Source organism: Roseburia hominis (genome assembly GCA_040702975.1).
Lineage (GTDB): Bacteria > Bacillota > Clostridia > Lachnospirales > Lachnospiraceae > Allocoprococcus > Allocoprococcus hominis_A.
In genome coordinates this window covers 1,798,696-1,810,704 of sequence record CP159990.1, presented here as the reverse complement: position 1 = coordinate 1,810,704, position 12,009 = coordinate 1,798,696, and the positions used below count along the sequence as shown (strand labels likewise).

Annotated in this window: 11 protein-coding genes; 3 read left to right on the top strand and 8 right to left on the bottom strand. The window is 49.4% G+C overall.

The features are described 5' to 3' along the window. Window positions 1–29 precede the first annotated feature (29 nt). The 8 genes from hisA to ABXS75_08405 form a co-directional block, all read right to left on the bottom strand. Window positions 30–833, bottom strand: coding sequence for a phosphoribosylformimino-5-aminoimidazole carboxamide ribotide isomerase (hisA, locus tag ABXS75_08440; protein ID XCP86806.1), 804 nt, complete (start codon window positions 831–833; stop codon window positions 30–32). A 247-nt stretch (window positions 834–1,080) separates the two neighbouring features. After that, window positions 1,081–1,398, bottom strand: a complete 318-nt coding sequence (locus tag ABXS75_08435; protein ID XCP86805.1) for a hypothetical protein — start codon at window positions 1,396–1,398, stop codon at window positions 1,081–1,083. A 106-nt stretch (window positions 1,399–1,504) separates the two neighbouring features. Continuing rightward, window positions 1,505–3,460 (bottom strand): fructose-1,6-bisphosphatase, encoded by a 1,956-nt coding sequence (locus ABXS75_08430; protein XCP86804.1) that lies wholly within the window; start codon window positions 3,458–3,460, stop codon window positions 1,505–1,507. Window positions 3,461–3,679: 219 nt separating this feature from the next. After that, window positions 3,680–4,438, bottom strand: a complete 759-nt coding sequence (gene dapB, locus ABXS75_08425) for a 4-hydroxy-tetrahydrodipicolinate reductase (protein ID XCP86803.1) — start codon at window positions 4,436–4,438, stop codon at window positions 3,680–3,682. Between the two features lie 74 nt (window positions 4,439–4,512). After that, entirely contained in the window at window positions 4,513–5,403 is an 891-nt protein-coding gene (dapA, locus tag ABXS75_08420; protein ID XCP86802.1) for a 4-hydroxy-tetrahydrodipicolinate synthase, read from the bottom strand. Between the two features lie 270 nt (window positions 5,404–5,673). Beyond that, complete coding sequence (locus tag ABXS75_08415; GenBank protein ID XCP86801.1) at window positions 5,674–6,918, bottom strand: ISAs1 family transposase; 1,245 nt, start codon at window positions 6,916–6,918, stop codon at window positions 5,674–5,676. A gap of 40 nt (window positions 6,919–6,958) precedes the next feature. Then, the gene (locus ABXS75_08410; GenBank protein ID XCP86800.1) at window positions 6,959–7,540 is read right to left on the bottom strand and encodes a hypothetical protein; all 582 of its coding nucleotides are present in this window, start codon (window positions 7,538–7,540) and stop codon (window positions 6,959–6,961) included. A gap of 140 nt (window positions 7,541–7,680) precedes the next feature. After that, a complete protein-coding gene (locus tag ABXS75_08405; protein XCP86799.1) occupies window positions 7,681–8,331 on the bottom strand; it encodes a single-stranded DNA-binding protein in 651 nt (216 codons plus the stop codon). Between the two features lie 211 nt (window positions 8,332–8,542). On the opposite strand from ABXS75_08405, the gene typA reads away from it, so the two are divergent. From typA to ABXS75_08390, 3 genes are all read left to right on the top strand, one after another. Further along, entirely contained in the window at window positions 8,543–10,366 is a 1,824-nt protein-coding gene (gene typA, locus ABXS75_08400; GenBank protein XCP86798.1) for a translational GTPase TypA, read from the top strand. Beyond that, window positions 10,366–11,292 carry a phosphatase PAP2 family protein gene (locus ABXS75_08395; protein XCP86797.1) on the top strand — a complete coding sequence of 309 codons (927 nt, stop codon included), beginning with the start codon at window positions 10,366–10,368 and terminating at the stop codon, window positions 11,290–11,292. Before typA ends, ABXS75_08395 begins: the two co-directional genes overlap by 1 nt. Before the next feature lie 73 nt (window positions 11,293–11,365). Continuing rightward, entirely contained in the window at window positions 11,366–11,977 is a 612-nt protein-coding gene (locus ABXS75_08390) for a transporter (GenBank protein ID XCP86796.1), read from the top strand. Window positions 11,978–12,009: the final 32 nt, after the last annotated feature.

Sequence of the window (12,009 nt, the reverse complement as noted above, 5' to 3'; positions counted from 1 at the left end):
CCCGTTTCTTCAATGAGTTTATTAACTATTCACAAACTCTTCTTATCCTGTTCACACTCCGACTCCCTCTGTACGAGCGCTGCATAAGAGATCGTTCCTCCGAAAATATCCAGTGCACTTCCGATCGTAAAATCCAGTCTGCCCCCGGAGCATTCCTCAAATCGCTTAAGATCTTCCATGCTTCCGATTCCTCCGGCATACGTAATCTTCCTGATTCTATGCGCGGCAAGGAGCCTGACCAATTCCTCCGGCGCCCCTGCCGATCTGCCTTCCACATCTACCCCGTGTATCAGAAATTCATCACAATATTCCGCCAGAGTCTCCATCACTTCCTCACTTACTCTCACATCGGTAAACTTCTGCCAGCGGTCCGTCACGATATAGTATTCTCCGTCCGGCTTCCTGCGGCAGCTGAGATCCAGCACAACATGCTCCCGGCCCACCGCATCCGTGAGCCGTTTTAAATGCTCCCAGTTTATGTTCCCATTCTGAAACACATAGGAAGTCACGATCACATGGGACGCCCCCGCAGCCAAATACTCTCCGGCTTTCTCCGCCGTAATCCCGCCGCCGATCTGCAGGCCCCCGGGATACGCGCTAAGGGCCGCAAGCGCCTGCGCCCTCGTCTCCTCATAATACGGCGAAGAGGCCGGGTTCAGCAGAATAATGTGCCCCCCAGTCAAATGATCCCTCCGATACAGCTTCGCATAATACGCTGCACCCTGCCTGGATTCATAATTCGTATCCGCCTGGTCGCCCTGATCCTTTAGGCTCCCTCCCACAATCTGTTTCACCTTACCGTTATGTATGTCGATGCATGGTCGAAATTTCATCCTGATCTCCTCCAAAAATATTCATTTCTCTATTATATAAAAATGTAATTTCTTTGACAATACCCAGAAAATAGGAATGTGCTCCCACACATTCCTATGAAACCAAGATGAAGGTCCACTGAACGTTCGCTTAGGTATGCTTGGCAACAAAAAGAGACGGAACTATCTTCTTCCGTCTCCTCCTGACATTAGCTCATGTTGCAAACCTTGAAGTTCCTATGATCCTTCCTTCAGGCCTGCCAGATAACTAACGATTTTCTGCATTCTTCTGGTTCTCGGTCCGGTCATCCGCATTATCGCCTGTGAGATCGTCCTCCACGTCATCAATTCCGTCACGCACGTCGTCCGCCGCATCATCAAGGGCGTCTCCCGCCGTAGTTCCTCCCGTCGCATCATTGACATTGCCTGTACCAGTGCCATTGCCCGTGGTATCCCCATTTGTCGTTCCGTTATTCGTCGTTCCATTTAACATGTCATCTTCCGTATTGTCACTGCCGCAGGCAGTCATTGCTCCCATAGCAAGTACGCAGGTCATCACCAGTAAAATTTTCTTAAAATGTTTCATAATGAAATCTCCCTTTCTGTAAATATATCGTTTTCATAAAGCTATCATTTACAGAAAGGGAAATAATATGTATAAAATGGTACTTCCAATTTTTTACAATCCAAGTCTAAGCCTTCTCAGTGATCTTACCACTCCGGTAGGCCTCCAGAAGCTCCGTCAGGTCGGCAATCCGCTCCGTGAGCACTTTTCCCACATCCGTATCGCCCACTCTCCTTCTGGTCGGCATCTGAACGATCATCGTATTCTTGGAATGGATATCCATCTCCTTTTCGATGGCTGCCTCCGCCGATTCAAATGGCTCGTGGCACGCCAGGATCAGTCCGTATGAATTATAGATCAGAGTATATCCTGCGATTCCTGTCTCCTTCTGGTATGCCCGGGAGAAGCCTCCATCGATGATCAGGACCTTACCGCCGCACTTGACCGGACTTTCCCCTTTTGTCGCTTTGACCGGAACATGGCCGTTAATAATACGCGAGTTCTTCGTATCCAGTCCGCACTCTTCCAGAATCCGGTTCATGACTTCTTCATTCTCATAGAATGTATAATAAGGATTCTTATGTTCCTTATGCAGTTCCGTTTCGCTGACAAAATACCGTTCAAAGGTCGCCATCTTATCCTTGCCGAACAGCGGCGAATTCTTGCCCTGCCAGATATACCACATCAGGTCCTTGCCCTTTTCCCGCTCCACCTTATCCACCGCAAAAAATGCTTTTCGCACGTAGGAGTCCAGGATGTCATACAAGGATTTGCCCTTGTAGGTCTTTCCGTAAATCTGAACCTGCTTCATGTTGCCCTCCTCGTCAAGAGGCACACAGCCATGATACAGCAGGTTGGAATTATAAATCTTATAGAGTCCGCCCTTGTTCAGGAGGAATCTCATATGGCGCTGCAGCTTCTCGCAATTCTGGAACGCCTTCACCAGACGGTCCATGATGTCCGCTTCCTCCGCTGACAGCTCATATGGCGCTGCAGGATCGATCGTCGGAAAATAATCGTCCAGCATCTGATATTCTTTCCCGTCGATCATGACCGTACCTTTGTCAAAATTGATCAGGTGCAGGAAATTCCTGGATTCAAACTCGAAATCCGGATGCAGTCTGGAAATCTGCCCTTCAATCTTGAACTGTATAATGGAGATCGCCTTGTGCATCTTCATGTTCAGTTCTCTCTCCTGCGGGGCCTCTGTCTCGGCGTCTCCTCGCAGCCGGAAACACTCGCAGGGATCCTTCGCATATTTTTTCCATGCGAACGTAGCAAGGGGCAGGAGGTTGATACCATAACCATCCTCCAGAATATCCAGGTTGCCGTAACGAGCACAGATGCGGATCACATTGGCGATACAGCATTTCTGCCCTGCTGCCGCTCCCATCCACAGGACATCATGATTGCCCCACTGAATATCCACAGAATGGTACTCCATTAGTTTATCCATGATCAGATGCGGACCTGGTCCTCTGTCATAGATATCTCCAACTATATGAAGGTGATCCACCACCAGACGCTGAATCAGTTCACAGAGCGCAACGATGAATTCCTCCGCCCTGCCGATGCTGATAATCGTGCTGATAATAGACGCATAGTAGGATTCCTTATCCAGAAGATCCGACTTCTCCGTCAAAAGCTCTTCGATCACATACGCAAAATCCTTCGGAAGCGCTTTGCGCACCTTGGAGCGCGTATATTTTCCCGCCGTCTTGTTGCTGATCTCAATCAGGCGGTATAGCGTGATCTTATACCAATCCTCCATATTAGTCTCTACCAGCTTGATCTGATCCATCTTCTCCCTCGGATAATAGATCAGGGTCGCAAGAGACTGCTTGTCCCTGGCGCTCATGGTATTGGCAAACACTTCATCGATCTTCCGCTTTACCGAACCGGAACCATTCTTGAGTACGTGCGCGAACGCCTCATACTCTCCATGGACATCCGACAGAAAATGCTCCGTCCCCTTGGGCAGGTTCAGGATCGCCTGCAGATTAATGATCTCCGTGGAGGCCGCCGCTATGGTCGGGAATAGTTCCGACAACCTCTCGAGATACCGTTCTTTCATTACACTCATCTTTTTCATTTCCTCCTCATATTTTATGCCGTTTTCGCTTACCCCCAAGAGCAAAACGGCAGTATCCTCTTTATATATAACGTTCGATCATTATGAAAGGCCGAACGCTTCTTTCTCATATGTCTGACAGCCGGCAGAAAGATTCGCCGGACCTTCACCAAAATAAGGTCCACTGGACCTTATTTCAGGTATGCTTGGCAACTCAAGTATGCCCCGCAGTTAGAACCGAATCACATCGCTCATATCATATCGGCCCGCCGGCTTCCCTGCCAGGAACTTCGCTGCTTCCACCGCACCCTTTCCAAACACTGCCTTGGAGTACGCCGTATGCTGGAACTCGATCACTTCATCTGCCCCCGCAAAGATCACATCATGCTGCCCTACAATCGTGCCTCCCCGCACCGCAACGATTCCGATTTCGTCCTTCTCTCTCTTCTGGCGCACCTGGCTTCTGTCGTACTGATAGGTAAATTTATTGTCCATCGCCTCATTGATGGAATCCGCAAGCGCCACCGCCGTTCCACTGGGCGCGTCCACCTTCTGGTTGTGATGCTTTTCCACGATCTCAATATCAAATCCGGCCGGGGACAGCACCTTAGCCGCATCTTTCAATAATTTCATCAAAAGATTCACTCCCAGAGACATGTTCGCGGACCGAAGAACCGCAATCTCCTTGCTTGCCTCCTGCGCATCGCCAAGCTGCTTCTCCGAAAGTCCCGTTGTGCATAGCACCAGAGGCAGCTTCTTAGCAACGCAATCCTCAAGAAGCGCGTCCACCGCCGCCGCATTGGAGAAATCAATCACAACGTCGGCCGGCACATCGCACTCTGCGAGAGAAGAAAACACCGGGTAGGGGTTCTCCCTTCCCTGCCATGCATCTACGCCTGCTACGATCTCGATTCCCTCATCTTCCTTTGTCAGTCCGGTGATGACCTGTCCCATCTTTCCATTGCACCCAAACATAATCGCTCTCACCATTTTTCCTCTTCCTCCCTGGTTTCGTCACATTTTTGACAATAAGAGGGCCTGCTCCTCGCAGCCCCTCTGATCATTTACCTTAATTCAATTCCAAACTCCCGCATGGCCTGCGAAAGCTTCGCGGCATTCGCCTCCGTCATCTCTGTAAGCGGCATTCTAAGCGGTCCAACTTCCATTCCCATCAGGTTCAGCGCCTTCTTTACCGGAATCGGATTCACCTCACAGAACAGCTTCTCGATCAGCGGAAGTGCATCAAGCTGCATCTTACAGCTTCCCTTCACATCTCCTGCGAAGAACTTCGCGCAGATATCATGTGTGTACTGCGGTGCGATGTTGGCCAGAACGGAGATCACGCCTTTTCCTCCCAGGGAAAGAAGCGGTACGATCTGGTCATCATTGCCGGAGTACAGATCGATCCTGCCATCGGTAAGCTGCATGATCTTAGAAATCTGGGAAATGTTGCCGGAAGCCTCCTTTACCGCCACCACATTATCCACCGTCTCAAAAATCTCCGCTACCGTCTCCGGTGCGATATTCACTCCCGTCCTGCTCGCCACACTGTAGAGTATGATCGGCGCCTTCGCTTCCTTCGCCACTGCCGTATAATGCGCCACAAGACCTGCCTGGGTACACTTGTTATAATACGGCGTCACGAGAAGCAGACCGTCTGCTCCGTCCTCCACTGCCTCTTTCGACATCTGAATCGTCGTATATGTACTGTTGGAGCCGGTTCCCGCGATCACCGGAATCCTTCCCTTCACACGCTCGATCGTGAACTTGATCGCGTCCATGTGCTCTTCCTCCGACAGCGTAGAAGATTCTCCCGTCGTGCCGCAGATGATGATACTGTCCGTGCCATGACTGATATGGTACTCCAGTAATTCATCTAATTTATCATAATTAATGCTCTCGTCCTCATGAAATGGTGTCACAATCGCCACACCTGACCCGGTAAAAATAGACATAGTATTCCTCCTGACTTACATTTGTAGATTCAGTTTATCATTAAATAGAAACCATGTCAATGCGATTTCACTCCTCCAACAGGGTTGTTTCATGAATCTTCCCAAACAGCTTCATTTGTTATAACCCCTCTATTATTCAGATCAGAATCTTTCTAAACGCATCCTTTGCAATTCCTTACCCGCATCCAAGATGTTTGCCCTCTAAAAAGGCGCAAAATATCCCTATATCTTATTTACACTTTTTTCAAAATAACTTATACTTATTTTATATCAATAGAAACTGGCTATCCCGTTGAAGACATATTTCTTTCTTAAGAATGGATCATCACTGAACTCGTCCATAGCTTCTGTCATGATCTCCGAACAGTCCCCGGCCAGCATAGCTATCCGCAGGATGTTATAGGCAAACTTCCTGATCAGGGCCAGATTGATCTTTGATTTTTTCGCCGGGGACCTGTCTTCACGGAACGTATCGTCTAACACATGGTGAAGTCGGTTTTCGACCGACCAGTGCTCCCTTTTTATACGTCCCATTTCTTCCGCTGTCAGTTCCATATCCGAGATCATTCCTGTTTTCTGTATATCCTTTGGCCTTTCCTCATCCTGGACTGGTCTGGGCCTTCTTCTTGAACCCTTTTCCAGAAATGTCCTCACATCTGGTGTGATATCATTTCCCTTAGGATCCCGTTCAACCGGTATCCGTATCTGACGGGCTAATCCCACTGTTTTTACAAAAGGCCATTCTTTCTGTGTCTTTGTCAGGAGGCTGCATTCCCCACAAACGCTGTACCATCGGTATTCCTGCCTGTCACGGTTCCTTTCCTGCTGGCACACTTCCTCATATTTTTCCTGCATTTCCGGATACCTTGCCCTGTAGTTACTGTCTTTTTTCATCTTTTTGTGGTCTTCTGCCATCTCTCCGAAATATTTCACGATCTCATCATAGGACTGTGGCTGGTTCTTTTTTACCATCAGCACAAAATGTCCCCCCTGGGAAAGGATCTGCTCCATGATCTGCGTCTGTGTCCCAATTGCATCTGTTGTGACTGTACTTCCCTGGATATCAAGCAGTTTCAACAGCTCCGGTATCGCCTTAATCTCACAGTCTTTATTCTGAATGGGCATCTGCGCGATCACCAGTCCCGTTACCGCATCTATCGCATTCAGGATCATCGGGGCCCTGAAATCCTTCACTTTCTCCATTGCTGCCCGCAGTGCCTTTCCGTCAATTGATATATGGATTCCTTTCGTGCTTACAATCTCCCCGATCCATTCCATGAATGCCAGCGCAAACAGTTCCACGTCAATCCCCCATAGGATCCGGCATGCTGTTGCCGGGGATGCGATACCCTTCTTTAATAGAAGATATTCCCGCAGCTCTTCCAGATGTTTGTTACACCATCTAAGGCTCCTGCGTATAGTTGTCTTTCCTGCCAGAAAACCGGTCACCAGACATACCAGCACTTCCGCAGAGTCATGCTTTGTCTCCCGGCCGCATCGTGGATCCGGCACCATCCTCATATATTCCAGAAGCATTTTTGTCCGAAAGCCATTCTCAGCACACGGAAAGTTCCACCCCTGTTTTTTCTAACAGTTCCTCCTGTTCTGTACTAATCTTTGATATCACCCTTTCTTTTTCAAAATACAGCAGATAAATACTTTTCAATATCTGCAGTTTTTGAAGTTCTACTCCGTGCTCTTTATAAATCCGTCTGCTCAGGGATGCTGCCTGGGCATTAAACTGATAGTGAAATTCCTGCTCCGTTTTTATCTCTCTTTCTTTCGCAAGGTAGGTCTCTGGTGACCATTTTTTCAGAATAACCGAAAGGACATCCTCCCAGTCATTCCCCAGAGGTTTCTTCCATCCCTCCGGGCACAGCTGCCATACTGCCCTGGAGAATCCATACTCCCTCACTTCTATCCCTCCCAGGGATATTTTTTTCTTTTCACTTTTTATGACTCCTTCCGGAGTTATGATGCCGATATAAGTATCTACCGGCTGTGGGTATTTTTTCCCGGGAACACGCCTGGAAGTGCGTTTATAGAGATAATAAGTATCACCTTTCTTTTTGACGGTGGTTCCCCTGGTCCGTTTCTCCTGCACCCAGTCAGGATATTTTTTCTCTGTTACTGGCATAATATCCTCCTTTCTGTATAGGTAGAGCATACCTATACTATATAGACATTATACCTCTACAAGAGAAAAAAGTCGAGGGTTATGAAAAAAATGTATAATTTCCATAACCCCCGTAAAAACAGTATGCTTAATCATTTGAATTATTCTTCATGAAACAACCCTGACTCCTCCAAACATTCCAATTTGCTCACGGATACCTCATAGGCCGTCCTTCTCTGCGTCTCCGTCTCTGACAGCTTCTTCACATACTCCCGGCTCTGAATCCTTCCCAGCACCTGCACGTGCTCTCCGACTTCAAAACCGGACGCATACCTTGCATTTCTCCCCCAGCAGATGCAAGGGATATAATCGGATTTGCCGTATGGCCGGTTCACCGCAAGCAATAGATCGGCGATTTCCCTTCCCAGCGGCGTTTTTCGGTAGATCGGTTCCTTGCAGATATAGCCGTCCAGCAGGATACTGTTCGTTTTTGATCCGTCCGGCTCCTCCTCCACAAAAGAGACCTCCCTTACGAAAACAGACAGCACCAGTCGATTCTTCTGTTCCTCATGCCGGTTGTAGGAACGGAACTGCCCGTGGACCACAATATATTCCCCGGTATAATCCTCCGTCACATCGATCAGCCTCTCCGAGATCATCAGCGGTATCCTGTCGTCTGATCCGCTTAAGCGCCTCACCAGCACATCTACCATATAGAAGCCTTCGCCGAACACCTCATGGCTGAACGTAAACGTTCCGTCCACCTGTCCCATAATAGTTACCTGGTTGTTTTCAATAATCTTATCTGACATGTTATGTAATTCTCCTTCCTTTTCGTCCATGTATTTTGGGTCACTATCTAATCTATGAGCGCCACGCCCCATTTAGAACTAAAATTCAAAAATTTTTCATACCACTTGTAAATTTCTAAAAATATGATAAACTATACGGGTTACAACATTTAATAGGTAAATAAAATAACTGGCCGCAAAATAAGCGGCGGTCAAAGAAGGGTATGAGCATATGAAAACAAAGTGTGAAGACATACGAAATATCGCGATCATCGCCCATGTTGACCATGGCAAGACAACATTGGTAGATGAACTATTAAAACAGAGCGGTGTATTCCGCGAAAACCAGGCGGTTGCTGAGCGCGTCATGGATTCCAACGATATCGAGCGGGAACGTGGCATCACGATCCTCTCCAAGAACACAGCCGTTTTTTATAAAGACACCAAGATCAACATCATCGACACCCCGGGACACGCCGATTTCGGCGGAGAGGTAGAACGTGTCCTCAAGATGGTCAACGGCGTGATCCTTGTGGTAGACGCCTTCGAGGGCGCCATGCCACAGACCAAATTCGTTCTGAAAAAGGCGCTGGCCTTAAAGCTCCCCGTCATCGTCTGCATCAACAAGATCGACCGTCCCGAGGCGAGACCGGACGGCGTGATCGACGAGGTCCTGGAGCTTCTCATCGACCTGGGAGCCTCCGACGACCAGCTTGACTGCCCCTTCATTTACGCATCTGCCAGGGACGGCTACGCCACCTACAACGAGGACGATGAGCCCAAAGATATGACGCCTCTGTTCGAGACGATCCTCGACTATATCCCGGCGCCGGAGGGCGACCCCGAGGCCGGAACACAGGTCCTTATCAGCACCATCGACTACAACGAGTATGTAGGACGTATCGGCGTGGGCAAAGTAGATAACGGCACCATTTCCGTAAATCAGGACGTTGTGGTCGTCAACCACCACGATCCGGACAAACAGAAAAAAGTAAAAATCAGCAAGCTCTATGAGTTTGACGGTCTGAATAAAGTGGAGGTCAAATCAGCCACTGTCGGCTCCATCGTCGCCATTTCCGGAATTGCGGACATCTCCATCGGAGATACCATCTGCTCGCCTGAAAGTCCGGAGCCGATCGAGTTCCAGAAGATCTCCGAGCCGACCATCGCGATGCAGTTCGTGGTAAATGACAGCCCCTTCGCCGGACTGGAGGGCAAATACGTGACCTCCCGCCATATCCGCGACCGGCTGTTCCGGGAACTGAATACCGACGTCAGCCTCCGGGTGGAGGAAACCGAAAATACAGACAGCTTCAAGGTCTCCGGGCGTGGAGAGCTTCATCTGTCCGTTCTCATCGAAAATATGCGCCGCGAGGGCTACGAATTCGCGGTCAGCAAGGCAGAGGTCCTCTACAAAACAGATGCAAACGGCAAGAAACTGGAACCTATGGAGCTGGTATATATCGACGTTCCCGACGAATTTACCGGAACGGTCATCGACAAGCTGAGCCAGAGAAAGGGCGAGCTTCAGAACATGGGCATGTCCAACGGTGGTTACACCCGTCTGGAATTCTCCATGCCGGCCCGGGGCCTTATCGGCTACCGCGGCGAATTCCTGACCGACACCAAGGGAAACGGAATCATGAATACCTCCTTCGACGGCTATGCTCCCTATAAGGGCGATATCCAGTATCGCAACCAGGGCTCTCTCATCGCCTTCGAAACCGGAGAAGCCGTTGCCTATGGCCTGTTTAATGCCCAGGACCGTGGCACGCTGTTCATCGGACCCGGCGAGAAGGTCTATGGCGGTATGGTTGTTGGACAGAATGCCAAGACCGACGACATCGAACTGAATGTATGTAAGACCAAGCATTTGACCAACACCCGGTCTTCCAGCGCCGACGAAGCGCTCAAGCTGACTCCTCCGAAGGTGCTCAGTCTTGAGGAAGCCCTCGACTTTATCGATACCGACGAATTACTGGAAGTAACGCCCAAGTCTCTGCGGATCCGCAAAAAGATCCTGGATCCCAAGATGCGTAAACGAGGGATCAGCTAATGGAGTTCCTGTGGGCATTATCAGAAATCCGTACTCCTTTATTTGACCAGATTTTCCAGTGGATCACTTATCTGGGACAGGAGCTCGTCCTGATCAGCGTACTGTGCGCTCTCTATTGGTGCCTGGACAAGAAATTAGCGACTCAGATCGGACTTACCTACGTCTGCGCCGGACTTTGCGTACAGAGCCTGAAAATCACATTCCGCATTCCCCGCCCCTGGGTCCTTGACCCGAAGTTCCAGGCGGTGGAAAGTGCCGTCCCGGCAGCGACGGGCTACTCCTTCCCCAGCGGTCACACCCAGGGAGGGACCAGCCTCTTTGCCCCTCTGGCTTTGGCCTCAAAGAAATGGTATGGCAAATGCTTTTACACGGCCCTGTTCCTTCTGATCGGTTTTTCACGAATGTATCTGGGCTGCCACACGCCCAAAGATGTCCTGACCGCCATGGCGCTTTCGCTTCTGTTTGCCCTGCTGATCTGGAGATTTCGCGAGGCACTTGAGAATCCTCTCTACGTAAGAAGGATCTCCCTTTTATCGGCGCTTGGTGCGGTAGCCGTGTGCGTCTATTCCTATCTGCTGTATTCCGGCGGCGTGATCGAGGCGCGCTACGTCTCCGACTGCTTCAAGGCTTCCGGTGCGGCGTTCGGCTTTGGACTGGGCTGGTACCTGGAAACGCGTTACCTGAATTTTTCCACCGCCGGCAGACATGATACGGAAAATGTGGCGGACGGCCCTTTGGGACCGGTCTCTTCCGCCCGGCCAAAGCTCCTGCGTTTTGTGATCGGTATAACCCTCACGGCCCTTCTGCAATTCGGCATGAAAGCACTGGTGGGAACGAATCTGGCAGGGCAGACGATCCAGCATATGCTGATCATCTTCTGGATCATATTTTTGTATCCTTATTGTTTTACACGGTTACAGCTATAAATCATAAAATAATCTTTACAACTCCCCCTTTTATCCTATACAATGAATCTATATCGGATGAAAGGGGAAATTTATGAAAAAGTACGTAACTGCGTTCCTGCACAAGATTACCGTCTTTCTGGAACTATTCATCTCTCTGATGCTGGCCATCAGCGTGGCTCTGCTGGCTCTTAAGCTGGCGCTGTCGCTCCAGAATATTCCGAACCTGGAGATATATCCCAACTACGATGATCTTCTTGAGAACTGTTTCAATCTGATCATCGGCGTGGAGCTGATCCGCATGCTTTATCAGCACAGTCCTTCCACGGTATTCGAGGTTCTGTTATTTGCGATCGCAAGACAGATCATCATCGACCATTCCAACCCGGTAGCCTCTCTAATCGGCGTGGTATCCATCGCCATCCTGTTCGCCACCAGGAAATTCCTGTTCTGCGAATTTGACGAATCTGAGAAGATCATTTTCCGGGCCACAACAAAGGTCAAGCATGTAAATCAATTCATTCACATACATATTCCGTATGCGGATGAACAGACGCTCAAAGACATCATCAAGCAAAGGTTTGAGCAGGAGAAAACCGAAATCGGGGTCGGTGCCTGCACTTACTTTGACACCTTTGGGCTGCGAGTGGCCAAAATGCACAATGGCGATATTACAAGGATTGAAGTGATACGCTCCATTCGCTGACCGAGATGAACGTCCACTGGACGTTCACTTAG

Bases quoted from the DNA above. Each gene is read 5' to 3' on its own strand.
- hisA (XCP86806.1), bottom strand. From the start codon at position 833: ATGAAATTTCGACCATGCATCGACATACATAACGGTAAGGTGAAACAG.
- ABXS75_08435 (XCP86805.1), bottom strand. From the start codon at position 1,398: ATGAAACATTTTAAGAAAATTTTACTGGTGATGACCTGCGTACTTGCT.
- ABXS75_08430 (XCP86804.1), bottom strand. From the start codon at position 3,460: ATGAGTGTAATGAAAGAACGGTATCTCGAGAGGTTGTCGGAACTATTC.
- dapB (XCP86803.1), bottom strand. From the start codon at position 4,438: ATGGTGAGAGCGATTATGTTTGGGTGCAATGGAAAGATGGGACAGGTC.
- dapA (XCP86802.1), bottom strand. From the start codon at position 5,403: ATGTCTATTTTTACCGGGTCAGGTGTGGCGATTGTGACACCATTTCAT.
- ABXS75_08415 (XCP86801.1), bottom strand. From the start codon at position 6,918: ATGGTGCCGGATCCACGATGCGGCCGGGAGACAAAGCATGACTCTGCG.
- ABXS75_08410 (XCP86800.1), bottom strand. From the start codon at position 7,540: ATGCCAGTAACAGAGAAAAAATATCCTGACTGGGTGCAGGAGAAACGG.
- ABXS75_08405 (XCP86799.1), bottom strand. From the start codon at position 8,331: ATGTCAGATAAGATTATTGAAAACAACCAGGTAACTATTATGGGACAG.
- typA (XCP86798.1), top strand. From the start codon at position 8,543: ATGAAAACAAAGTGTGAAGACATACGAAATATCGCGATCATCGCCCAT.
- ABXS75_08395 (XCP86797.1), top strand. From the start codon at position 10,366: ATGGAGTTCCTGTGGGCATTATCAGAAATCCGTACTCCTTTATTTGAC.
- ABXS75_08390 (XCP86796.1), top strand. From the start codon at position 11,366: ATGAAAAAGTACGTAACTGCGTTCCTGCACAAGATTACCGTCTTTCTG.